This is a genomic window from Martelella sp. FLE1502 (genome assembly GCF_053484255.1).
In genome coordinates this window covers 12,832-35,437 of record NZ_JBAKFQ010000023.1, presented here as the reverse complement: position 1 = coordinate 35,437, position 22,606 = coordinate 12,832, and the positions used below count along the sequence as shown (strand labels likewise).

20 protein-coding genes and 1 pseudogene are annotated in these 22,606 nt (G+C 61.7%); 12 read left to right on the top strand and 9 right to left on the bottom strand.

Annotated features, from left to right (window positions below):
* Window positions 1-48 precede the first annotated feature (48 nt).
* Window positions 49-807, bottom strand: a complete 759-nt coding sequence (istB, locus tag V6767_RS17305; RefSeq protein WP_448474591.1) for an IS21-like element helper ATPase IstB — start codon at window positions 805-807, stop codon at window positions 49-51.
* Entirely contained in the window at window positions 804-2,300 is a 1,497-nt protein-coding gene (gene istA / locus V6767_RS17300; RefSeq protein ID WP_448474590.1) for an IS21 family transposase, read from the bottom strand. Before istA ends, istB begins: the two co-directional genes overlap by 4 nt.
* A 322-nt stretch (window positions 2,301-2,622) precedes the next feature.
* Here istA and V6767_RS17295 point away from each other — a divergent pair.
* Window positions 2,623-2,790: pseudogene (locus V6767_RS17295) on the top strand (IS630 family transposase); the annotation flags it as partial.
* On the opposite strand, the gene V6767_RS17290 reads toward V6767_RS17295, so the two are convergent.
* The 6 genes from V6767_RS17290 to V6767_RS17265 form a co-directional block, all read right to left on the bottom strand.
* Complete coding sequence (locus tag V6767_RS17290; protein WP_448474589.1) at window positions 2,787-3,491, bottom strand: substrate-binding domain-containing protein; 705 nt, start codon at window positions 3,489-3,491, stop codon at window positions 2,787-2,789. The pseudogene V6767_RS17295 and the gene V6767_RS17290 sit on opposite strands and share 4 nt — an antisense overlap.
* 287 nt (window positions 3,492-3,778) lie before the next feature.
* Window positions 3,779-4,978: an FAD-dependent oxidoreductase gene (locus V6767_RS17285; RefSeq protein ID WP_448474588.1), complete on the bottom strand. Its 1,200-nt coding sequence runs from the start codon at window positions 4,976-4,978 to the stop codon at window positions 3,779-3,781.
* Between the two features lie 15 nt (window positions 4,979-4,993).
* On the bottom strand, window positions 4,994-6,337 hold the full coding sequence (locus V6767_RS17280; RefSeq protein WP_448474587.1) for an amidase: 1,344 nt from the start codon (window positions 6,335-6,337) through the stop codon (window positions 4,994-4,996).
* 1 nt (window position 6,338) lies between these two features.
* Complete coding sequence (locus V6767_RS17275) at window positions 6,339-7,019, bottom strand: GntR family transcriptional regulator (RefSeq protein WP_132314297.1); 681 nt, start codon at window positions 7,017-7,019, stop codon at window positions 6,339-6,341.
* A 3-nt stretch (window positions 7,020-7,022) separates the two neighbouring features.
* Entirely contained in the window at window positions 7,023-7,406 is a 384-nt protein-coding gene (locus tag V6767_RS17270) for a cupin domain-containing protein (RefSeq protein WP_448474586.1), read from the bottom strand.
* A 59-nt stretch (window positions 7,407-7,465) separates the two neighbouring features.
* Window positions 7,466-8,164 (bottom strand): DUF2848 domain-containing protein, encoded by a 699-nt coding sequence (locus tag V6767_RS17265; RefSeq protein WP_448474585.1) that lies wholly within the window; start codon window positions 8,162-8,164, stop codon window positions 7,466-7,468.
* Window positions 8,165-8,459: 295 nt separating this feature from the next.
* On the opposite strand from V6767_RS17265, the gene V6767_RS17260 reads away from it, so the two are divergent.
* The 4 genes from V6767_RS17260 (at window position 8,460) to V6767_RS17245 (ending at window position 12,575) form a co-directional block, all read left to right on the top strand.
* On the top strand, window positions 8,460-9,461 hold the full coding sequence (locus tag V6767_RS17260) for a TAXI family TRAP transporter solute-binding subunit (RefSeq protein WP_448474584.1): 1,002 nt from the start codon (window positions 8,460-8,462) through the stop codon (window positions 9,459-9,461).
* A gap of 75 nt (window positions 9,462-9,536) precedes the next feature.
* Entirely contained in the window at window positions 9,537-11,414 is a 1,878-nt protein-coding gene (locus tag V6767_RS17255) for a TRAP transporter permease (RefSeq protein ID WP_448474583.1), read from the top strand.
* A 37-nt stretch (window positions 11,415-11,451) separates the two neighbouring features.
* Complete coding sequence (locus V6767_RS17250; RefSeq protein ID WP_448474627.1) at window positions 11,452-11,670, top strand: DDE-type integrase/transposase/recombinase; 219 nt, start codon at window positions 11,452-11,454, stop codon at window positions 11,668-11,670.
* A gap of 71 nt (window positions 11,671-11,741) precedes the next feature.
* Window positions 11,742-12,575 (top strand): IS5 family transposase, encoded by an 834-nt coding sequence (locus V6767_RS17245; RefSeq protein ID WP_448474626.1) that lies wholly within the window; start codon window positions 11,742-11,744, stop codon window positions 12,573-12,575.
* 118 nt (window positions 12,576-12,693) lie between these two features.
* On the opposite strand, the gene V6767_RS17240 is transcribed toward V6767_RS17245, so the two are convergent.
* Window positions 12,694-13,935, bottom strand: coding sequence for a LysR family transcriptional regulator (locus tag V6767_RS17240; protein ID WP_448474582.1), 1,242 nt, complete (start codon window positions 13,933-13,935; stop codon window positions 12,694-12,696).
* 116 nt (window positions 13,936-14,051) lie between these two features.
* Here V6767_RS17240 and V6767_RS17235 point away from each other — a divergent pair, with 116 nt between their 5' ends.
* The 7 genes from V6767_RS17235 to V6767_RS17205 all read left to right on the top strand — a co-directional run bounded on the left by V6767_RS17235 (window position 14,052) and on the right by V6767_RS17205 (window position 22,381).
* Complete coding sequence (locus tag V6767_RS17235; protein ID WP_448474581.1) at window positions 14,052-15,437, top strand: dihydroorotase; 1,386 nt, start codon at window positions 14,052-14,054, stop codon at window positions 15,435-15,437.
* The gene (locus V6767_RS17230; protein WP_448474580.1) at window positions 15,434-16,681 is read left to right on the top strand and encodes a Zn-dependent hydrolase; all 1,248 of its coding nucleotides are present in this window, start codon (window positions 15,434-15,436) and stop codon (window positions 16,679-16,681) included. Before V6767_RS17235 ends, V6767_RS17230 begins: the two co-directional genes overlap by 4 nt.
* Before the next feature lie 3 nt (window positions 16,682-16,684).
* The gene (locus tag V6767_RS17225) at window positions 16,685-17,776 is read left to right on the top strand and encodes a DUF917 domain-containing protein (RefSeq protein WP_448474579.1); all 1,092 of its coding nucleotides are present in this window, start codon (window positions 16,685-16,687) and stop codon (window positions 17,774-17,776) included.
* Between the two features lies 1 nt (window position 17,777).
* Window positions 17,778-19,436, top strand: coding sequence for a urocanate hydratase (locus V6767_RS17220; RefSeq protein ID WP_448474578.1), 1,659 nt, complete (start codon window positions 17,778-17,780; stop codon window positions 19,434-19,436).
* Window positions 19,437-19,499: 63 nt separating this feature from the next.
* Entirely contained in the window at window positions 19,500-20,504 is a 1,005-nt protein-coding gene (locus tag V6767_RS17215; RefSeq protein ID WP_448474577.1) for a hypothetical protein, read from the top strand.
* Between the two features lie 27 nt (window positions 20,505-20,531).
* Window positions 20,532-21,089: a TRAP transporter small permease gene (locus tag V6767_RS17210; RefSeq protein ID WP_448474576.1), complete on the top strand. Its 558-nt coding sequence runs from the start codon at window positions 20,532-20,534 to the stop codon at window positions 21,087-21,089.
* Window positions 21,089-22,381, top strand: a complete 1,293-nt coding sequence (locus V6767_RS17205) for a TRAP transporter large permease (RefSeq protein WP_448474575.1) — start codon at window positions 21,089-21,091, stop codon at window positions 22,379-22,381. The genes V6767_RS17210 and V6767_RS17205 overlap by 1 nt, the downstream gene beginning before the upstream one ends.
* The last annotated feature ends 225 nt before the right edge of the window (window positions 22,382-22,606 follow it).

Sequence of the window (22,606 nt, the reverse complement as noted above, 5' to 3'; positions counted from 1 at the left end):
GTAGCCCGAGCGGGGGCCTCATACCGGCGTAGCGATTTTTGAAGGGTTTCAGCTGGCCTTTCGGGCACGGCTTTGGGCGAGACGATAGCTGTCGCCATTCATTTCGAGAATGTTGACATGGTGCGTGACGCGGTCGAGCAGAGCGCCGGTCAGGCGCTCGGATCCCATGATTTCGGTCCATTCATCAAAGGGCAAATTGCTGGTGATCAGGGTGGCGCCCCGCTCATAACGTTGCGAGATCAACTCGAACAGCAGTTCCGCGCCAGTCTTGGAGAGCGGCACGAAGCCGAGTTCGTCGATGATCAGCAGCTTGTACCCTGCCATCTGCTTTTGGAAACGTAAGAGACGCCGCTCGTCACGGGCCTCCATCATCTCACTGACCATGGCTGCGGCTGTGGTGAAGCCAACGGACAGGCCCTTCTGGCAGGCTGAAAGGCCGAGGGCGAGCGCTATGTGCGTCTTCCCGGTTCCGCTGGGGCCGAGAGCGATGACGTTCTCGCGACGCTCGATCCATTCGCAGCGGGCCAGCTCCAGCACCTGCATCTTGTTGAGCTTCGGGATGGCGGCAAAGTCGAAACTGTCGAGGCTTTTGACGACCGGGAATTTGGCTGCCTTGATACGCCGCTCGACCTTGCGGCGATCCCGTTCGATCATCTCCCGCTCGGCAAGCCGGGTGAGGTATCCGATATGATCGACGCCTTCGGTGGCGCAAAGCCGGGCCAGTTTCTGATACTCCCGCTGGAAGGTCGGCAGCTTCAGGCTCTTGAGGTCGTGGGCAAGCAGGATCTCGGGTGCTTCGGTGCTCATGCCGCTTCTCCCTTCCCCGATGACAGCAGGCCCATATACGCCTTCGCCGATGTCGTCTCGACGGTTGCTCTCGGCAGGTAGGGATAGATCGACAGATCCAGTCGAGGCGGCCGGCGCTCCACCCGGCAAAGAATCAGATGTTTGACGGCGTCGAAGCCGATCGCGCCGAGATGAATGGCCTGCTTCACCGCCGCATGCAGGTCGGCCATATCGAAGCTTTCCAGCAGACGAAGAACCTGTACGTATTCCCGCCTGCCATGTTTTGCCATGCGGCCTTCCATCAGACGGCACAGTGTGGCGAATTCCTCCGGCAGATCCCAGCCCTGCAAAGGGGCTGCCTGATCCAGCGCATTGATCTTCCGCTCGATCAGCGGCAGGTAATGCACAGGGTCGAAGATGACATCCTCCCGGTCCCAACTCCGGGGATGGCGGGCAATGATCTCGCCGCGGCAGCCGATCACCACCTTGTCGACATAGCCTCGAACCCAAACGTCCTGATGACCGTAGGCGACAGGCACGGAATAGTCGTTGGTTTTGTAGCGAACGAGAGACTGGGCCGTCACCCTGGCGCTGGCTTGGTCGCAGGCGTCAAATGGCGACGCTGGCAAGGACTGCATGGCAGCCAGATCGCGCTGCAGCCGTTCACCGATCGTCTCGCTCTCACCGCGCAGCCTGTCACGTTGGCGCTTCCGGCACTGTTCTTCCAGAAAGGCATTGAACGCATCCCACGTCGGAAACTGCGGGATGGGGACCATGAAGTTACGCCGGGCATAGCCTACGAGGCCCTCGACGTTACCCTTGTCATTGCCCTTGCCGGGCCGGCCATAGCGATCCCGGATCAGGTAGTGGGACAGGAACCCGCTGAACAGTGTTGCCCGCTTGCGCGTGCCATCAGGCAGGATCCTCGCCACAAGGCAGCGGTCGTTGTCATAGACGATCGATTGCGGCACGGCCCCGAAGAACGCAAACGCATGGACGTGGCCATCGACCCAGGCCTCGGCCACCGCCGCAGGATAAGCCCGCACATAGCAGCCGTCGCTATGCGGAAGGTCGAGCACAAAGAACCGGGCTTTCTGCTCGACACCGCCGATCACCACCGTCGCCTCACCGAAATCCGCCTGCGCATGGCCGGGCGGATGAGAAAGCGGCACGAACACTTCCTGACGGCGCTGTTCCCGCTCCCGGACATAGTCCTTGATAATCGTATAGCCGCCGGTGAACCCGCACTCATCACGAAGCCGGTCGAAAACACGCTTGGCCGTATGGCGCTGTTTGCGCGGCACGTGTCTGTCTTCATCCAACCAGTGGTCGATCGTCGAAACGAACGCGTCCAGCTTCGGCCGCCGGACTGGTGATTGTCGCTGATAGCCAGGAGGCGTCGAATACGACAGCATCTTCGCTACGCTGTCGCGGGATATGTTGAAATGCCTGGCTGCCTGACGCCGGCTCATCCCTTCCGAGACGGCCAGACGAACCTTCAGATAAAGTTCCACGGTGTAGATCCTCTGTCCCTCCTGCGCTCATTGCAGAAGGAAGATAGGTGGCCGGATTTTACTCCGCCCGCGACCGAATTATTCCGCCGCTTCCGTGGCCGACTTTTGCACCGCCGTTCTCACTATGACAAATGGTTCGGAACGTTTCACGATGGAAGCGAAGAGTCCGAAAAGCAGATGATTGCACGATTCAAGCAGAAAGCCGCCAGGGCGCACGCCAGAAGCTAAGCGTGTAAATTGGCATAGGGGTTCGTCGCCGGTCGACACGATAAGTCTTTGAAAGGTCTAAAGTGTGTGGGGACCCGGTACCACGCCGAATGACATCCACCGATCGGTCGCCGAACTCGAGGCCGACATCATCGCATTCATCAACGCACATAACGAAAACCCAAAGCCTTACCGTTGGGTAAAATCCGCCGACGAAATCCTCGCATCCGTTCAACGCTGCTGCCGAAAAACACTGACAGGAACTTCAGATTCAGGTGACTAGACAATGCTTGAATTCACACCGCCAACGACCCTCCGGGCTATCCGGCGAAACTCCCGCCCTGCGGCAAAATCCATCAGCGAACTCCGGTACCATAGCCCGCTCCTGAACGCCTGAACCACCGGGGCGCCCGCGAGCGCATTTATGCCAAACTTCGAAAGAAAGGCTTTGGCCGCTATCGGAAAAGTGGTCAGGGCGTCACTGCTTTCGACGAGCAGTATTCCCGAGGTCCAGCTGCTGGTAATAATCGAGGGTTTCGGTGGGGCGATGCCATCTCGCCGAAACATGTCCGACAGGCTGGCACGATAGTCTTCTCGTGGCTCGAATGCCATCCAATCGAATTTTAGAAAGTCTGCGGCGCTGATGGTTGACTGCCGCGACAGCGGGTGGCCGAGACGACCGAAAATTGTTGTTTCGACATTGGCAAGATGCTCTTTCTCGACAAGCGCGCTCTCGACCGTGACGTCAGTGCCGCATATTGCGATATCCAACTGACCCGACAGGAGCAAATCGACCAGCCGCTCCTTGGCATGGACATGAATTTCGAGCCGGACGTGAGAAAATTCGCACCGAAAATCGGAGAGTATTCGCTGAAGGTAAAGCACAGACCAGATCGGTCCGGCTCCAATTCTGAGTACTGGCGACCCGGTCTTGTTGGCCTGTTCGATCAGCTGTTTCAGAAGCTGGTACTCGGCACTGAACACCCATTTCTCCCAATGACCGGTACCGCAATATCGAAAACGGATAACACCCCGTTCCGGATTGCATTTCCCCCTGAGACCGAACCGTATCATGTGATACTAATGGATAAAACGAGTATCACTCCTATCGTAAACGGAATGCCGTGTCCTTCGCGACAGAAGCTGTGGGAGAGGGATTCGAACGGAGCCTCATCGTCCGCCCGGCAGGCAAAAGTGGCTCCGCCTTTCACCGAAATGCGGGGCCACCTGGTCTATCCATCTCAAGACATTTTTTTCGCTGGCGGGTGGCCTCAGCCGAGTTCCGCCGCGCGCGCAAGCGCCTTGTACATGCCGATCCGCATCAGGAAATCCCGGCGCTTTGTTGCATCTTCCATGCGTTCGCGCATGGCATCGCGATAGACGGTACGGTCGGATTCCGTTTTTGCCTCAAGGTCGCGCTTGTTCTGGATCGTGTTGACCTGAACATGCTCCTCGGTAACCTTGCGGCGCTGGAGGTCGTAGCGCGAAAGCGTTTCCTCGCCCGCCTCGCCGTTCCACACCGCAATCATCCGGCCGGTCAGGTTGACGGCGTCATGAATGCCGCCATTCATGCCCATCCCGCCCAGCGGATTGTTGATATGGGCGGCATCGCCCGCAAGGAAGATGCGGCCACGCTGGAAGGTGTCGGCAACGCGCTGGTGCACCCGGTAAAGCGTGCGGTGCTCTACCGGAAGCGCGGTTCCGGCTTCGGGCAGTACCCTGCGCAGCAATCCGTCGCCATAGGCCGGCGCAAGCGCCTCCTCATCAGCCATCTCCTGCGGAACCGGGAACATCACCCGCCAGGCGCCGGGAATTTCGAGGAAGAAGTTCCACTGCTCGGGATCGGCGACATAGGTGACGGTATCGAGATCTGGGATCAGCGCCCTGAGATCGGCAGGCGTCGTCAAGACGAGAAAACGCTCCGCCCAGGTGAAGCCCTCGAAACCGATGCCGAGGCTCTGCCGCACCACCGAGCTTGCGCCATCGGCCCCGATCAGCCAGCGGCCGCGCCGGGTTGTCGCCGCATCGCCCTCGCCAAGCGTCACGATCACGCCGTCAGGTCCCTGCCCGATCGCCGTTACCGGACTGTCGAAACGGATCTCGAAATCCTTCTCGTCCTTCAGCTTGTCGTAAAGCGCCTCGCAAAGCCGCCACTGCTCGCATTGCAGGCGGTAGGGATGGTTCGTCAGATCGGCGATCTCGCCGAAATCGAAACGTCCCAGAAGCCCGTCGGCGCGCGACCGGTACTGCACATAGGGCGCAACAAGACCGGCCTCGATCAGCCGCTCGCTGACGCCGAACTCATCCAGCATATCGAGTGTCGGCGGATGAAAGGTGGATGCCCGCGACTGTTTGGAAAGCGCGCTGCCCGCCTCGAAAACGGTGACGGGAATGCCCGCGCCAACGAGCCGCGCGGCCGCGACCATGCCAACCGGCCCTGCGCCGGCGATGAGAATTCTATTTTCGCTCATGTCTTCCTCGTGGACTCAGTTGGAAAGGATGGGGGCCAGATACTGCGCCAGACCAAGAATGCGGGCGTCCTGCCCGCGTGCACCTGCGACCGAAAGACCGACCGGAGCGCCGGAGCCTGTTGCAAACAGCGGCAGCGACGCCGCGCAGCCGTCCAAAATGTTGATGGCCGTCGGGTTGCGCAGCATCAGGAGGTTGGCTGCGCCATAGGCCGCATCGTCGCTGGCAAGCGCTTCGATCAGCGGCGCAACGACCGGCACTGTCGGCATCAGCAGACCGTCGACGCCGGTCAGTTCCTGCTCCAGAAAGGTAATATAGGCCTTGCGGCTCGCATCAAGCCGGGTCGCGCTGTCGGCGGGCAATGCGCCAGCGGCGATAATGCGGGCGGCAACGCGCGGGTCGAATTCATCGCGCCGGGCTGCAAGGCGCGCGCTCTGGGCGGCAAAGGCTTCAATCCCCGGATAGGCCCCGGCTTTCGCCATTTCCGGCAGCATGTCGAACGCCTCGACATGACGGCGGACCAGCGTGACGCCTGCCGCCGAAAGCCGTGAAAGCGCATCCTCGAATGTGCGCGCGACCGTATCGTCCATGCCATCGGTGACATAATTTTCCGGCACCAGAAAACGGGGCGGCGCTCCCGTCCAGACAGCGGCAACCTCCGTGCCGCTCAAAACGGCGTAAAGCAGGGCGCAATCTTCGATGGTCCGCGCGATCGGGCCGATGGAATCGAGCGTCGGCGACAGCGGATAGACACCCTCGCGCGACACCGCCGCCTGTGTCGGCTTGAAACCGGCCAGACCGCAAAGGGCGGCGGGAATGCGCACCGAGCCGCCGGTATCGCTACCAAGCCCGGCCGCGCACATGCCATCGGCAACAGAAACGGCCGCGCCGGAGGAGGAGCCGCCGGGAATATAGCGCGCGGCCCGGTCCCAGGGATTGGCGGGCGTGCCGTAATGGGGGTTGAGGCCAAGACCGGAAAAGGCAAGCTCGGTCATATTGGTGCGCCCGACGATGACCGCACCGGCGGCGCGCAACCGGGCAACCGGCTCGGCATCGGCTCTGGCCGGGGCCTCGTCCGCCAGCACCTTCGAACCGGCGCGGGTGACACGGCCTTCAATGTCGAACAGGTCCTTGACCGATACCGGAACGCCTTCCAGCGACCGGGCGTTTCCCGCCGCGCGGCGTCTGTCGGATTCGGCAGCGGCGGCCATGGCCTCGCTGGCAAAGACCTCGGTGAATGCGCGCGCCCCCTCCCCGGAAGGATCGGCGATCCGCTCCAGCGCGGTGCGGACCAGCTTTTCGCTGGTCGTCTGTCCGGCGGCAAGCGCTTCGAGGCAATGGATGACACCCTGGCTCAACATCTCAGATCACTTTTAAAATGGTTCGTCGGAAGGATTTGATATGGTCTTCGGCCGCCCGGCGGGCGGCTTCGGGATCGCGCGCGCCGATGGCCCGGAGGATTGCCTTATGCTCCTTGTGAACGCCTTCGGCGTGGGGAATATCGCTCAGGGAAAGAAACCAGAAACGCGCCGAACGATTTTGAAACTGGTCGAGAACGTCATAGAGAACCCGGTTTCCGGCAATGCGGTTGGCCCAGGAGTGAAACGCGCCGTCGAGCTTCATCAGCGCCTCGGTCCGACCCTCGCCAACAAGCTCGGCCTCGGCTTCGGCCAGAATCCGTCGCGGCTCCTCAAGCTCGGCCTCGCGCACCCGCTCGGCGGCCCGCGCCGCGCAATAGGGTTCCGTCACCAGCCGGGCCTCGATCAGTTCGGCGATCTCGTCCTGAAGCACGGGGCGCACCCGCACGCCCTTGCGCGGCAGGATATCGACAAGCTCCTCCTGCGCGAGACGGTGCAGGGCGTGGTGAACCGGCGTGCGCCCGATGCCCAGTTCCTCGGAAAGCTGAACTTCGTTAAGGCTGGCGCCGGGAGCGAAAGCCGTGGTGACGATGCCGTGCTTGATGCTGGCATAGGCCTGCTCCACCAGCGAGGCGGGTTTTGCCTCACGATCCGGCCGTTCTGCGCCGTTTGCGGGAGAAGCCATGCCTCAGTCCTGATAATAGTGGATTTCGAACAGGACGCAGCCATTTTCGGACTTGAACGGCCCGTGATAGGCGCCGGGCGGCCGCGAGGCGTAGGTGGGACCGGCGAAGGATTCGCCGCCATTGCCGTTTTCATCATTGCCGACGGTCAGATCGCCGGAAACCAGAAACACTTCCTCGAAATACTCATGCACGAAGGGCGCCGTGGTGTAGACGCCGGGAGCAAAGCGCAGCAGGCGCGAACGGTTGCCGCGGCCGTTTTCCTCATCCAGCGCGCCGGACAGGATCTTCTGCTGGATGCCCTCGGGATAGCCCGGCGGCACTTCCCAGCCCTCGTCCATGGAGACGCGGTAAAATTCCAGATGCGGTTTGGTGGTCATTCTGCTCATCGTTTTTCCTTTCGGTCTCCGGCGGCAAGGCCGGTATTTACGCGCATTCTGCCGCCCGCTCAGTCGGCAATCTCAAGCGCGCGCACGTGAAGTTCGTGGCGCAATGTTCGGCCAAGCACCGGATCGGACAGTTCAAGAGCCATCTTTTCGGCGAAGTAGAAATCACCGATGATCGGAACCGTCCCGCAAAACATCACATCGCCCTCGCCGAACCGGCCGCCGTCGTCTTCATATTGGCGCAGCAATTCATCCGGCGTCATCAGCGAATCGAGCGTGCCTTCCTGATAAAGCCGCCATTCGCCGTCGCGCCAGACCTTAGAGCGCAGGATCAGCTTGTCCCAATGGCCGCGCAGATCGTCAAGGCTCCACAGATCGGGACCGACCGGCTTGCCGCAGATCTGCTTCGACAGGGTGACGCCGACGGCTTCGAGCTTGCGGTCGGTATGGTCGGAGCCGATGCCGACATGAAAGGCATCGCCGGACCTGATCAGCACCACTTCGGCCTCGCCCGTCGCCGCCTCGCCGACCACCTCGATCTCGTCATCGGCCGTCAGCAGCGCTGCGCTCAGGCGGTAGAACATCGGCGTACGGCGCGGGCGGGCAACCCCGATCTCCTCGAGCTCGCGAATATGCTCCTCGACAGCCTCCACGTTGCGCCCGGCCCAGCCCGCGATAACCAGCGCGCGCGGTGCAACCTGCATGGGCCGGGGCTGGCCATCGACGGGGAGGTTTCGGAACTGCAGGGATTTGGTTGTCATGGGAAACTCGCCTTAACTGTGATGCATCAACTTATGAACCTGAACAGATATACAGTCAATATTCGACGTGAAACAACCCGGTTTCCGCATCGGACAGGACATATTTTTCGAATTTCTGTACACTGAAATTCACAAAAAATTGGCGCTATTGCGCTATTTATCCCCAAAAATTGGCATCTATAAAAAAGTTTTCCAATGCTCTTGCGTAAGGAGAGTCAATTCGGCAATCTTGTGAAGCATCACGAAAGGCATTCACCTAAGATTTTGCCAAACAAGCAACAGGAAGGCTCTTCCCATGTCTCTCAAATCCCGCTGCGTCGCCGGCATCGCCGCCCTTGGCATCGCTGCCGCCCTCACCGGCCACGCATCCGCACAGGAGCCGGTCGACCTGACCATTGCCTCGTTCAAGTCCGGTTCGAGCTGGTTCGTCTATTCCGCCACCATCGGCGAAATCCTGCGCAAGTTCCTGCCGGAGGGTTCCACCATCGACACCCCGCCACTGGGCGGCGGCTATGCCAATGTTCGCCTTGTCAGCGCGGGCAAGGCCGATATGGCGCTCAGCCACGGCATGACCAACCGCTGGGCCGAGGAAGGCATCGTCGCCTATGACGCGCCGATCAAAAACATTCGCGGCCTTCTGGGCGGTCTCGACACCTATTACCTCAATATCACCGCCGCCGATGCGGAACCGGGCACCAGCGTGAAAGCCTATTTCACCGAGGTCAATCCCAGGGCCGTCGTCGGTCTCAACCCGCCGGGCAGCATGGCCACCTTCGCCGGAGAGATGCTGCTTGCCGAAGCAGGCGCGTCCCAGGAACAGCTTGAGGCCACCGGCGGGCGTTACAGCTATATCCCGATCCCCGACATCATCGCCGGTTTTGCCGACGGCACGGTCGACGCCACGCCGCAAATGATCACGGTCGGCCATCCTATGACCACAGAGATTTCGCAAAAAGCCGATGTGGCGCAGCTTTCCCCGTCACCGGAACTGCTCGACGTGATGGCACAGAAATACGGTTTCGGCACGGCCGTGCTGCCCGCGGGCTCGTTTCGCGGACAGGATGAGGACATAACCCTGCCCTCCACCAACACCACGCTGATCGCCTCGGCGGACATGTCCGACGATCTTGCCTATGCAATCGTCAAGGGCCTGATCGAAAATGCCGAGCAGTTGAAAAGCAGCCACGGCGCGCTGGCCGACTTCAACCCTGAAGATGCCTGGAAGCCGGAACTGGTAAACCTACCGCTGCATCCCGGCGCTATCCGCTACTTCAAGGAACGCGGCTGGATGGAATAATCCGGCCCCGGCCCGCGGCGTCTGATGCTGCGGGCCAGCACCACTTGCAGGACAAAACAGGCCCGGAGCGCCGACATGAAACGTATTGCCACCGCCCTTGCCCTTTGCTGGGCGCTGTTCCAGGTCTGGATCTGGTGGGACAAGGAGCTGGATCTCGTCTTCGTGCGATCCGCGCATCTGTGTTTCGCCATGGCCACCGGCGCCGCGGTTACGGCAGCCCGCAGCAAGCGACTTTATGAGCGGATCGTGCTGTTGGCGGCGGCGGCCCTGTCCTTCGTCCCGCCGGTGTTTCACTATCTCGGCCATGATCGCTGGCTCAGCAGGATTTCCGGGCTTGATCCGGTCTACACATCCGATCTCGTTGTCTGCGCGATCCTGTTCGCCACGCTCGGCCTTCTGGGCTGGCGGCTGGTCGGCAAGGGCATGATCTTCGTCGTCGCGGTTTTCGTCGCCTACCAGCTTCTCGGCGGCGGACTGCCGGGCGAACTCGGCCACAGACAGGCCGGCCTGTCCGATTTCGTCGATCAGCAGCTTTTGACCATGGAAGGCCTTTACGGCATTCCGCTCGGCATTTCGGTATCCGTGGTATTCTACTTCATCCTGTTTGCCGCCGTGTTCGAACTGTTCGGCGGCGGGCGGATGATCGTCGATCTCGCTCTGGCCATGACCGGACGCTATCGCGGCGGCCCGGCCAAGGCCGCCGTCGTTGGCTCCGCGCTGACCGGCCTTGTCTCCGGCAGCGCCGTCGCCAATGTGATGAGTTCCGGCATTTTCTCGATCCCGCTGATGAAGCGGGCCGGATACAAGCCCACCTTTGCCGCCGCCGTCGAGGCCGTGGTTTCGACCGCGGGCCAGATCATGCCGCCAGTCATGGGGGCCGCGGCCTTCATCATGGCCGATATGCTGCGCATTCCCTATACCCAGATCATTACCGCCGCAGCGCTTCCGGCCTTGCTTTATTTCACCTCCGTTTTCATTACCGTCGATTTCACCGCGCGGCGCGATGCGCTGCCGCTGCTGCCGTCTTCCGAACTGACGCCGGCGGGCCAAGTGCTGCGCGATCACGGGCACATGCTGGCACCGCTGGCCTGGCTCGCCTGGCGCATTGTCAGCGGCTACAGCGTTTCCAGCGCCTGTCTGGAAGGCATTGCCGCCACCATCATCATCGGCAGCCTGCGGGCCAATACCCGGCAGAAGCCGCGCGACATCCTGCTGAGTTTCGCCACCGGGGCGCAGCGGGCTGTGACGGTTGCCATTCCCTGCGCGCTTGCGGGCGTGATCGTCGGCGTCGTCGCCTTTACCGGGCTTGGCACCAAATTCACCGGCATGATCGTCGATCTTTCCCATGGCTCGGTCGTTCTGGCAGTTCTGCTGACCATCGCCGCGGCCATCGTTCTGGGTTTCGGCATGCCGACGACCTCTGCCTATGTCATGTCGGCGATCCTACTGGCCCCGGCAATGGTCAGCATCGGCTTCGCCCCGATCGCGACCCATATGCTGCTGCTCTATTTCGCGGTTCTCGCCATGGTCACGCCGCCGATTGCGCTCGCCGCCTATGCGGCAGCGGGGATCGCCGAAGCGCCATCGTCGAAAACCGGCTGGGTGGCGTTCGGCCTCTCGATCCCGGTCATGCTGATCCCGGTGATGTTTCTCTATCGCTCCGAGCTTCTGATGGTCGGCTCCGTTCCCGCCATCATCGGAGCCGTGGCGATCACCCTTCTGGCGCTGGTGGCCTCATCGGGCGCTGCCACGGGCTGGCTGATCGTCCGCCACAAGATGCCGGTCCGGCTGGCGCTTGCCGTAAGCGCCATCCTGATGGTGCTGCCGCGCGACGTAGTTTCGTTCTGGATGTTCGGCGTCGCGATCATCGCCGCAATCGCCCTGTGGAGCCGGTGTGTTCTGAAAACACGCTCCGTCAAAGTGGATGCCGGCTATACTTCCGGGCATATCTGAAAGATTTGCAGATATCTAGCGGTCATGAGCCAAAGTCCTGTCAGCTACAAGCGCCATCGTTTCCCGCCGGCTCAACAATCACACCAAAAAGTCTCATCTTCGTCTACGGAAACGGGAGCGAGTGATGCAGCGGTTCCGCTCCCCAAGCGCGCCGCAACGCTTCATCTGCGTCCACTGCGCGGTCCAGAATCTGTTTGCGCCGTCCCACCAGCAGCATTTGGCAATCGAAGTCTATTTGCATCGACTTAGAGCCTGACCGAAAAAGAGTTGAGTGATTTCAGCAGGATGTGATTCCATCGGATTTGCGGAGAAACGATGGAGCACACGATGGCCTGGACCGAAATCACCCGGCGGCAATATGTCCGCAAATCAGCCCGCTATGCAAGCGATGTGACGGATCGGGAATGGGACTTGATTTCATCGTTACTGCCGAAAGGGCGACGGCTCGGCAGGCCCCGCAAGACCTGCCTGCGTGACGTCATCAACGCGATCTTCTATATTGCTTCGACCGGCTGCCAATGGCGAATGCTGCCGAAGGACTTCCCACCCTATTCGACCGTACAGGGCTATTTCTACGAGTGGCGGGCAATGGGTCTGTGGACACGGATCAATCATTATCTGGTCATGGATGCCCGCGAACTTGAGGCCCGTGAAGCCTCGCCATCGGCAGGCGTGATCGACAGTCAAAGCGTCAAAACCACGGAAAGCGGCGGCGTTCGTGGCTATGATGCGGGCAAAAAGATCAAGGGCCGCAAGCGCCACATCGTTGTCGACACAATCGGCCTGATGGTTGGCCTCACGGTCCATAGCGCTGACATTCAGGATCGCGATGGCGCGCCTGATCTTCTACGGACAATCAAGCATCGCTGGCCGTGGCTTCTTCATGTCTTTGCCGATGGCGGCTATGCGGGCGACAAATTGAAAGGCCGCTTGAAGAAAGTCGGCAAATGGACGCTGGAAATCATAAAGCGAACGGACAAGGCCAAGGGTTTTGAACTTCTTCCCCGCCGATGGGTCGTGGAGCGGACCTTTGCATGGCTTGGCAGAAGCCGCAGACTGGCCAAGGATTGGGAAAAGTCCATCGCCTCAGCCGAGGCATGGATCATGATCGCCCACATCCGCATCATGACAAAACGGCTCGCAAGGTATTGCTATCGATGAATTCTTTTTGAGTCAGGCTCTTAGGGAAATCGCACATTGGAGGAGCGTTAGCTGGGATAGCCGCATGATCGCTCTGAGCCAGCCCGGCGCACTCCTTCCGATTAACCTGACATGCCCCTTAGCCGCGGCCAGTTTGCGAAGGCTTTTGCTGACGAGGCTCGTGTTCCATTCCGTAGCGCCAAAAGCCCAGAATATCCTGAAGGTGATCCGCCATCTGTTGCCCGCGGAGATTATCGACCCATACGAGGCGGAGAACGAGGTTGAACCGGTCGGCAAGAGGACAGGCAATGACATCGTCATTCGAGATCCTGAGATTGGCGGGCAGTATCGAGCAATAGCCATGATTTGCGACGAGGTCGACCGATACCGGGATACTGTCGATCTCGGTAAAGCGGATCTGCGACAGCCAGTTGCTTCCCAGGACGTGTTCAAGAACCTCCTCGGCCACCTGCCGCAGCCCAGCTGCACGCGAAGGCAACACTAGATGGCCGTTGAGTAGCGTTTCCCGGATCAGGCTCTGCTCGTCATGCCAGTCCCTAACCTCAGCTCCCGTGCGGCGAACGAAGAAACTGAGGCTGCTGCGGTGAATCTCGCGGCTCTTCAGGCGCGGCGATGTGGCTGGGGAATCCACCAGGATCGCGTCATAGCGTTGCAGCTCGAGGCCTTCGAACAAGGCATTGGCAAGTCCCGGCTGGAGATAGATCTGCGAGCCGAAACGGCTGCTCCAATTGGCGATGATATGCCCCAGTATCCTGGCAGAGGGGCTGTCCGGCGTCGCTGGCGGAACGCCGCCAAGCGACCAGAACTTCAGGTGACGGCGGAAACGGCTTTCCGATGCGGTGGAAAGCCGCGTCCATATATCCCTGAGTTTTTCGACATGCGGCAATATCCTGAGCGCCAGCCGGGAGGGCGTTGAACCGTCGCGGCCGCGCATGAACAGCGCGCCGCCGAGACTCTTCTCAGTGGCCGAGAGCATGCGCGTCAGTTGCGGCTGACCGATCTGCAGCCGGCGAGCGGACTTCCTGATTGATCCCGTTTCCATGACGTCGGCAAACCGAAAAAGAGCAGAAAGCGAAATCGGGCTTTCGACGATCGTGCGTTCCGAAGCATCCTGACATTGCGCATAGATCGCCCGGATCGCGTAGGCCGCTTCATGCAGCAGCGGTCGGAGGCGGGCGCCTTCTGCCGTCAGGGTCACCCCTTGCACGCCCTGCTGAAACAATTGCACCGAAAGCGTTTTCTCCAAACGCTTTATCGCGTCGGAGACCGTCGAGGCGGGCATGTCCAGGCTGCGCGCGGCCCGCAATACGCCGCCCCTCGAAATGGTCTGATCCGCAACGAAAATGGTCGAGATTTTCACGTCCACTCTCCATGCAAACGCAATGGGTAGGGCAATACGACATATGGCATCCGGTTTTTGGGATATAGCATGTTCCAGAAACCGCCGCATAGTCACATTCGACACGGAGGGAATGCATGACTGACTTCGACCTGGTTCTCACAGGACGCCTCGTTCTCGCGGATCGTGAGATTCCCGAGGGTTTCGTCGCGGTGGCGGACGGCAAGATCGCGATGATCGGGCAAGGCAAGCCGCCTGCGGCCGCCGAACGGCACGATTTCGGCGACGGGTTAATCCTGCCCGGCGCGGTGGATGCCCAGGTCCATTCCCTGTCCCAGCGCGGAACCGAGGGGTTCGCAGCCTCGACGCGCGCGGCCGCGGCAGGCGGCGTGACCACAATCGTCGATATGCCCTATGACGAGGGCGATCTGATCTGCTCCGCCGAGGCTGTAACGCGCAAGGCCGCGACCGCCGATCGTGAGGCGCGGGTCAGCGTCGCGCTCTACGGCACTATCCGTCCCGCAGATGGCGCCGCGCGGATTGCAGAACAGGCAGCGGCCGGCGTATGCGGCTTCAAGTTTTCAACCTTTGGCACGGATCCCGAACGGTTTCCGCGCATCCCGCCCGCATTGTTGCGCGCCTGCTTTGAAGCCGTCGCGCGCACCGGCCTTGCCGCCGGCGTTCACAACGAGGATGACGATTATGTGCGCGCCGCTATCGCCGAGGTCGAGGCCGCGGGCATAACCGATTGGCGCGCCCACGGCCTCTCGCGTCCGCAGCTGGCCGAAACGCTGGCAATGCTGCAGATCTACGAAACCGGCGCGGAGACAGGCTGCCCGGCCCATGTCGTGCACTGCTCGGTCGCGCGCGGCTACGAGATTGCCGAGAGTTACCGCCGCCAGGGCTTTTACGCGACCGCCGAATGCTGCATTCACTATCTGACGCTGGACGAGGAAAACGATGTCGCGCGTCTGGGCGGTCTGGCCAAGATCAACCCGCCGGTGCGGCCGCGTCGCGAGGTCGAGGCGATTTGGCGTCATGTCGCCGAAGGCCGCGTTTCCATGGTCTCGACCGACCATGTGAGCTGGGCGCGCGAGCGTAAGACCAATCCGGCCATGCTCAAATGCGCCTCCGGCGTTCCCGGACTTGAGGTTATGGTTCCGCTGTTCGTCAGGGGTGCGATGGAACGCGGCGTGCCGCTGTTCTGGGCTGCCCGCCTGATGGCCGAAAACCCGGCGCGCCATTTCCGCCTCGATCATCGCAAGGGCGGCATCGAAGTCGGCCGCGACGCCGACCTGACCGTGCTTGTCGACCGGCCCGCCGTCTATGAGGCGGCCGCCAGTGCGCATTCGGTTGCCGACTGGTCCCCCTATGACGGCATCGCCTTGCCTTGGACCGTGGCCGCTGTCTGGCATGAAGGCAGGATGGTGTTCGACGGTGAAGCGGTTCTGGCCGCACCGGGCAGCGGCGGCTTTGTCCGCCCGTCCGAAACGCTGGGCCTGCGCCGGGAGTTGCACGCATGAAACGCAATCTTCACGCCTCGCGGGATCGAATAACCGCTGACCTGACGGCGCTTGCCGCGATCACCGAGCCCGAAAGACCATGGACGCGGCGCGCCTTCTCGCCCCTGTTCGACGAGGGGCGCCGCTTCCTGTCGGAACGCTTCAGGGCGGCAGGCCTTGATATCTCGCTCGACGCCGGCGCCAATCTGGTAGGGCTTCGCCAAGGACGCGAGCCCCATTCCGGCACGATCATGCTGGGGTCTCATTCTGATACCGTTCCCGATGGCGGGCGCTTCGACGGCGTCGCCGGCGTCGTCGTCGCGCTTGAGGTGGCTCGCGTTCTTGCCGACAGAGGCGTGATGCTGCGCCACAACCTCGCCATCACCGATTTTCTGGCCGAGGAGGTGTCGATTTTCGGCGTTTCCTGCATCGGCTCGCGCGCCATGGCCGGGGTTCTGCCGCCCGCCTGGCTTGAGCGCCAGAGCGCCGGTCGCGATCTTCGCCGGGCCATCGGCGATGTCGGCGGCAATGCGGAGGCTCTTACAGTTCCGCTTCGCCATGATCTCAGAGCCTTTCTGGAAATGCACATAGAACAGGGACCGATACTGGAGCGTGAAGGTCTAAGCCTCGGCATGGTGACCACGATCGTTGGCATAACCCGGGTGGAGGTCAGCATTACAGGACGACCCGACCACGCCGGCACGACCCCGATGGATGGCCGCGCCGACGCTCTGGCCGCCGCCTCCGAACTGGTGCTTGCAATCCGCGCGAAGGCCGTTGAGATGACGGCGGCGGGGCGGCATTTCACCGCGACGGTGGGCGAGTTCGAGATGAAGCCCAATGCCGCCAATGTCGTTCCCGGCCATGTCCGCATGCTGATCGATATCCGCGCCGAGACCGAGGCCGACATGGAGGCCTTCCTGCGTTGGGTCAATGATCGTGAGCGGGATGAACATGAAAATGGTATTGTGGTCGAGACCCGCAAGATTTCTGAAAACGACCCGGTGCGCCTTGATGACGCCCTTGTCGACGCCTTGTCCGACGCGGCTTCTGCGCTGGATATCGGCCACCGGCGCATGGTTTCCGGCGCCGGCCACGATGCGGCGTTCATGGCCCGGCTCTGCCCGGCGGCAATGGTGTTCGTACCCTGTGCCGGCGGGCGCTCGCATTGCCCGGAGGAATGGGCGGATGCCGCCGATCTGTCTCTTGCCGCCGAGGTCCTGGCGGATACCGTAATCTCGATCGACGCGAACAAGGAAGGATAACAGATGGCACGCGTTCTCACCGAAAAGGATGTGGAACCCGCCGTGCGCGGCGGCGCGGTCTATGCTGCAGGCGGCGGAGGCTGGGTGCATCACGGGCGCATGCTTGGCCGCGCGGCTGTCAATGCAGGCGCGCCGGAATTGGTCTCGGTCGAGGAGCTTGACGATGATGACTGGGTCGCCACCGCCGCCGCCATCGGCGCGCCCGCCTCCACCACGCCCTGGGAGATGCGCGGCGTCGATTATGTGAAGGCGGTTGAGCTCCTTCAGGAGGCGCTCGGCGCGCGCGTCGCGGCGCTGATGATCGGGCAGAACGGCAAGTCCTCGACCCTCAACGCCTGGCTGCCTTCCGCCATTCTCGGCTGCAAGGTGCTCGATGCGGTCGGCGACATGCGCGCCCACCCGACCGGCGATATGGGCGCCATCGGCATGGCCGGACGGCCGGAAGAAACGATCCAGACCGCCGTCGGCGGCAATCGCGCGCAAAACCGCTATATCGAGCTTGTCGCCAGAGGCGCCACGGGCCGCGTCTCGCCGGTTCTGCGCACCGCCTCGGATATGTCCGGCGGCTTTATTGCCTCGGCGCGCAACCCGGTGCGTGCATCCTACGTCGCCCGCAATGCGGCCCTTGGCGGAATTTCGAAGGTGCTGGAACTGGGCGAGGCGATTCTGGCGGCCGAACCCAGGGGCTCCTCCGCCATGCTCGATGCCATCGCCCATACAACTCGCGGAACCTATATCGTCGAAGGAGAGATCACGGCAAAGAACGTGAACTATACCAACGAGGCCTTCGATGTCGGAACCGTGACGATTGGCAGCGGCGACCGCGCCGTCACCTTGCATGTGATGAATGAATATATGGCCGTCGACGCGGCAGACGGACGCCGTATCGCCACTTTCCCCGACGTTATCACCACGCTTTCGCCCGACGCGGAACCGCTGTCAGTCGGCGAGCTGAAGGTTGGTATGAAGATCCATGTCCTGCACGTGCCGAAAGCGCTTCTGCCGATCAGCGCCGGCGTTCTCGATCCCGCCGTCTATGTTCACCCGGAAAAGGTCATGGGCATCGACCTGACCTCTTATGCATTGGAGGGCTGACATGCCGAAGGACAATCCCCGCCATCCGGCTTTTCCGATCCCCTCCGGCCCGACACTTCGCGCCAAAGGCTGGCGGCAGGAGGCTCTGTTGCGTCTGATGGAAAACGTTCTGGCCGTCGGCGAGGACCCGGAAAATCTGGTGGTCTATGCCGCTCTGGGCAAGGCCGCGCGCAACAAGGCCGCACATGATGCGATCCGTCAGGCACTGATCGGCATGGACGAAGACCAGACCCTGGTGATCCAGTCGGGAAAGCCCGTAGGCCTGATGAAAACCAGTCCCGAGGCGCCGATCGTGATCATGGCGAACTGCAACATCGTCGGGCAGTGGGCCAGGGCCGAAAACTTCTATGACATGGAACGCAAGGGGCTGATCTGCTGGGGCGGCCTCACCGCCGGGGCATGGCAATATATCGGCTCGCAGGGCGTTATTCAGGGGACCTATGAGATATTCATGCGGATCGCCGAGCGCCGTTTTGCTGGCAGTCTTTCCGGCCGTTTCATCTTGACCGCCGGTCTCGGCGGCATGGGCGGCGCCCAGCCGCTGGCCGGACGGATGGCGGGCGCTGCGATCCTATGCGTTGAGGTCGATCCCGCCCGCGCGGAAGCGCGGAAAAAAATCGGTTATCTCGATGAAATTGCGCCGGACCTCGACGCAGCACTCGCGCGGATCGAGCAGGCCCGCGCCGAAGGTCGTGCGGTCTCGGTCGGGCTCGTCGGCAACGCCGCGGAGATTTACCCCGAGATCGCCCGGCGCGGCATCACCCCCGATATCGTGACTGATCAGACCTCGGCGCACGATCTGGTCTATGGTTATATCCCCGAGGGGTACGACATCGAGCGCGTGCGCCGCCTACGCTTGCAGAACCCGGACGAACTGATCGAGGCCGGCCGCGCTTCAATCACACGACATGTCTCGGCCATGCTGGATTTTCAGAAGAGCGGCGCCGAAGTGTTCGACAATGGCAATCTGATCCGCACGCAGGCGCAGATCGGCGGCGTGGAGAATGCCTTCGACATTCCGGTCTTCACCGAAGCCTATCTGCGGCCGCTGTTTTGCCGCGCGATCGGTCCGTTTCGCTGGATGGCGCTGTCGGGCGAGGCTTCCGACATCGGCAAGATCGACGATCTCGTGCTCGAAATGTTTCCCGACAACAGGATCGTCACCAACTGGATCCGGCTTGCGCGTGAAAATGTTCCCTTTGAAGGACTGCCCGCCCGTATCGCCTGGCTTGGCCATGGAGAGCGCAGCGCGCTGGCGCGCGCGGTCAACCAGATGGTCGCGACCGGCGCGTTGCAGGGGCCGGTTGCGTTTTCCCGCGATCACCTTGACTCGGCCGGGATGGCGCATCCCAATATCATGACCGAGAACATGCGCGACGGCTCCGATGCGATCGCCGACTGGCCGCTTCTGGACGCGATGCTGTTATGCTCGTCCCGCGCCGATCTCGTCACCGTGCATTCCGGCGGCGGCGGCTATGCCGGCTATATGACCTCGGCCGGCGTCACGATCGTCGCCGATGGCACCGAGGCGGCCGATCGTCGCCTCGAAATCGCGCTCGACAATGACACCGGGCTCGGCGTCATCCGCTATGCCGATGCCGGCTACCAAGACGCGCTGGACGAGGTAGCGATGAAGAAAATCAACCACATTCCCGTCTGATCCTCCGGAGTGACGGGAGTTGCATGCACAACCGAAAAATACCAATCAAAGAGGGAAATGATCATGAAACTGAAGAACATTCTCACAGGCGCATTGCTATCGGTCACGCTGGCCTCTGCCGCCTTTGCCCAGGAGGCGACCGATGAGCTCAAATTCTCATCCTTCCTGCCGGCCTCGACCGTGAACAACGCCGTATCGGTTCCGGCATTCATCGAACGCGCCGAAGAGCTTTCGGACGGCGCCTTGCAGATCAAGCTTTATGCCGGCGGCTCGCTGGTTTCGGGCGGCGAGGTGCAGCTCAAGATCGTGCAGGACGGCATTGCTGATATCGCCGAAATCCCGATCCCCTACACGCCCGGTCGCATCGAAGGCATGGATGTCTTCGAGCTTCCCAATCTCGCGCGCTCCAATTCCGACGGTTCGCTGGCGACGCTGGCGCTGATCGAAGAGGGCAAGATCACCGGACTGGACGATCTCGTGGTGCTCGGCGTGTTGCAGGCCGGCCCCTATTTCATCCACACCAGCGAGGAAATCGACAGCCTGCGCGACCTGCGCGGCAAGAAGCTCAGGGTGTCGGGCCAGATGCAGGCGCAGATCGTCTCCCGGCTGGGCGCGGTCCCGGTCTCGAACATTCCGGCCACCGGGCTGGCGGAGAATATCAGCCGCGGCCTGATTGACGGCGCGCTGGTCGATACCGGCAATCTCTACAATTTCGGCATCGGCGACCTCGTGCATTACCATGTCACCAACCTTCCGCTGGGTTCGTTCACGGTGTTGTGGGCAATGTCGCGCGATCGCTATGAAAGCCTGTCGCCGAAATCACGCGAGGCAATCGACGCGCTGCGCGGCGAGTGGTTCACCGAAGTGCTGGGCGCAAACATGGACAAGCAGACCGATGAGGTGACAGCGCGGCTGGAAGCATCGGGCGATCACCATTTCGTCGCCTTCAGCGAAGCCGATATGGAGCGGGCCGACAAGGTGCTGCAGCAGGTCGTCGACAACTGGGTCGCCGCCGACCCGGCCAATGCCGATACGCTGGAAGCCGCGAAGACACACCTGGGCAAATGATCGCCCAGCCGGGAGAAGGAACGCGAAATGGCCAGGCTGTCCAATATGCTTGCGGTGGTGGGCCTAAGCGCCCTTCTGGCGGTGACCGCCCTGACCCTGTTCGATATTGCGCTGCGATCGGACATCGTTTACGGCCTGCGCGATCTTTCCCCCGGCTTCGACAATTTCGTGATGAACTCCGGCATTGACGGCTTGTCCGATCTATATGCCCCGCTCGGCATCGTCGCCATCGCCTTTTGTTTTCCGGCGATGGCGGCGGGCCGCAGCGCGATCACGGTGCGCTTCCTAATTGACGTCTTGCCGTGGCGTCTGCGCGAGACGCTGGATGTCTTCGGACACCTGTGCCTGCTGGCGATGTTCGCGCTGATGGCGTGGTGGGTCAGCGACTATACGTTCGACATCTGGCGCTCGGGGGAAACGACCTGGCTTTTGAACCTGCCGCGCTGGCCGGCCTGGGCGCTTGCCTCCCTCGCCCTTTGGATGTCGGCGCTGATCCAGCTCGTCGTTCTGGCCGGGCAATGCGACCGGGCGCTTTCCGCGTCCGAACCTGCGCCGCTGGACAAAGCCCCGGAAGGAGCGGAATGATGTCGGACATCATGATTGGGGCGGCAGGTCTCGTAACCCTCTTGGCCTTCATTCTGGTCGGCGTCCCCATCGCCGCATCAATGGCTATTGTCGGCACGCTCTTCACCCTGCTCCTGGCCTTCGACGTCTCGGTCTTTTCGATCTTCGGCGTGGCGACGGTGCAATCGCTCTCCTCCCAGGAACTCCTGATCATTCCGCTATTTATCCTGATGGGCGGCTTTTCCATCATTGCCGGAATGTCCTCGGAGATCTATCGGCTGGCGCATGCCTGGGTCGGGCATCTGCGCGGCGGCCTGGCGCTGACGACGGTCGGCAGCAGCGCCGCATTCGGCGCGATCTGCGGCTCGTCCGTTGCCACCACCGCGACCATGGTCCAGATCGCCCTGCCGGAAATGCGGCGGCGCGGCTATTCCGACTCGCTCATCGCCGGTTCCATTGCCGGCGGCGGAACACTTGGTTCGCTGATCCCACCCTCGGTGGTGATGGTCGTCTATGCCATCCTCACGCAGCAAAGCGTGCTCTCGCTGTTTCGCGCGGCAATCGTGCCCGCCATTGTCGCAGTGCTGTTTTACGCCATCGCCGTGCGCGTCTTTATCGCTGTGCACGGAGATACGTCGGAAGCGCTGGCTCCCGCCACCTGGCGCGAGCGCGCCAGGGCGACGGGACAGGCAAGGCTGACCATGCTGGTCGGCGTGATTATGCTCGGCGGCATCTATAGCGGCATCTTCACCGTCAACGAAGGCGCGGCGGTCGGCGTCGCCCTGGTGTTCGTGACGTGCATCGTGCGGGCGCGCCTGACCCGCAGCAACTTCATCGACACGCTGAAGAAGGCGGCGTCCAACGTCGCCATGATCTATCTCATTCTGATCGGCGCGGAGATCTACAAGAGCTTTCTCACCCTGTCGGGCTTGCCCGAGGCCGCGATCGCCTGGGTCGGCGGCATGGGCCTGCCGCGCGAGGCGGTGCTTATCATTGTGATCCTGCTCTATATCGGCCTCGGCTGCGTATTCGACGCGATGGCGGCGATGATTTTGACGATGCCATTCATCTATCCGCTGATCGTCGGTCAACTTCAATACGATCCGATCTGGTGGGGGATCATGAATGTGATGATCATCGAGATCGGTATGATCACGCCGCCCGTCGGCATCAACCTCTTCGTGCTCAACGGCATCCAGAAGGACCTCAAACTACGCGATATTTACCGCGGCGCGTCGTTCTTCATCGCCGCCGACGTGCTGCGCATCATTTTCTTCCTGCTGTTTCCCGGTCTCGTTCTGATCTTTGTCTGAGCCAGATGACAGCGAGTGCCGTCACCGCGGCACCTCAGCATATACCGGTCGCGGTAAGACCGGTCTGCCATTCAATCAAAACAGAGGGTGACCAAGATGAAATTTATGTTCAGAATTTCGAGACGCCTTATCACCGGTAGCGCCGGCCTGCCCCCTGTGCATTATTGGGACATAGATTCACGGTAGGAACCTGCTGGACGGTACCAACGCGGTCGGGCAACAAGC

Excerpts from the sequence above, each read along its gene's own strand:
- istB (WP_448474591.1), bottom strand. The coding sequence starts at position 807 with ATGAGCACCGAAGCACCCGAGATCCTGCTTGCCCACGACCTCAAGAGC.
- V6767_RS17285 (WP_448474588.1), bottom strand. The coding sequence starts at position 4,978 with ATGAGCGAAAATAGAATTCTCATCGCCGGCGCAGGGCCGGTTGGCATG.
- V6767_RS17280 (WP_448474587.1), bottom strand. The coding sequence starts at position 6,337 with ATGTTGAGCCAGGGTGTCATCCATTGCCTCGAAGCGCTTGCCGCCGGA.
- V6767_RS17275 (WP_132314297.1), bottom strand. The coding sequence starts at position 7,019 with ATGGCTTCTCCCGCAAACGGCGCAGAACGGCCGGATCGTGAGGCAAAA.
- V6767_RS17270 (WP_448474586.1), bottom strand. The coding sequence starts at position 7,406 with ATGAGCAGAATGACCACCAAACCGCATCTGGAATTTTACCGCGTCTCC.
- V6767_RS17265 (WP_448474585.1), bottom strand. The coding sequence starts at position 8,164 with ATGACAACCAAATCCCTGCAGTTCCGAAACCTCCCCGTCGATGGCCAG.
- V6767_RS17260 (WP_448474584.1), top strand. The coding sequence starts at position 8,460 with ATGTCTCTCAAATCCCGCTGCGTCGCCGGCATCGCCGCCCTTGGCATC.
- V6767_RS17255 (WP_448474583.1), top strand. The coding sequence starts at position 9,537 with ATGAAACGTATTGCCACCGCCCTTGCCCTTTGCTGGGCGCTGTTCCAG.
- V6767_RS17245 (WP_448474626.1), top strand. The coding sequence starts at position 11,742 with ATGGCCTGGACCGAAATCACCCGGCGGCAATATGTCCGCAAATCAGCC.
- V6767_RS17235 (WP_448474581.1), top strand. The coding sequence starts at position 14,052 with ATGACTGACTTCGACCTGGTTCTCACAGGACGCCTCGTTCTCGCGGAT.
- V6767_RS17230 (WP_448474580.1), top strand. The coding sequence starts at position 15,434 with ATGAAACGCAATCTTCACGCCTCGCGGGATCGAATAACCGCTGACCTG.
- V6767_RS17225 (WP_448474579.1), top strand. The coding sequence starts at position 16,685 with ATGGCACGCGTTCTCACCGAAAAGGATGTGGAACCCGCCGTGCGCGGC.
- V6767_RS17220 (WP_448474578.1), top strand. The coding sequence starts at position 17,778 with ATGCCGAAGGACAATCCCCGCCATCCGGCTTTTCCGATCCCCTCCGGC.
- V6767_RS17215 (WP_448474577.1), top strand. The coding sequence starts at position 19,500 with ATGAAACTGAAGAACATTCTCACAGGCGCATTGCTATCGGTCACGCTG.
- V6767_RS17210 (WP_448474576.1), top strand. The coding sequence starts at position 20,532 with ATGGCCAGGCTGTCCAATATGCTTGCGGTGGTGGGCCTAAGCGCCCTT.
- V6767_RS17205 (WP_448474575.1), top strand. The coding sequence starts at position 21,089 with ATGTCGGACATCATGATTGGGGCGGCAGGTCTCGTAACCCTCTTGGCC.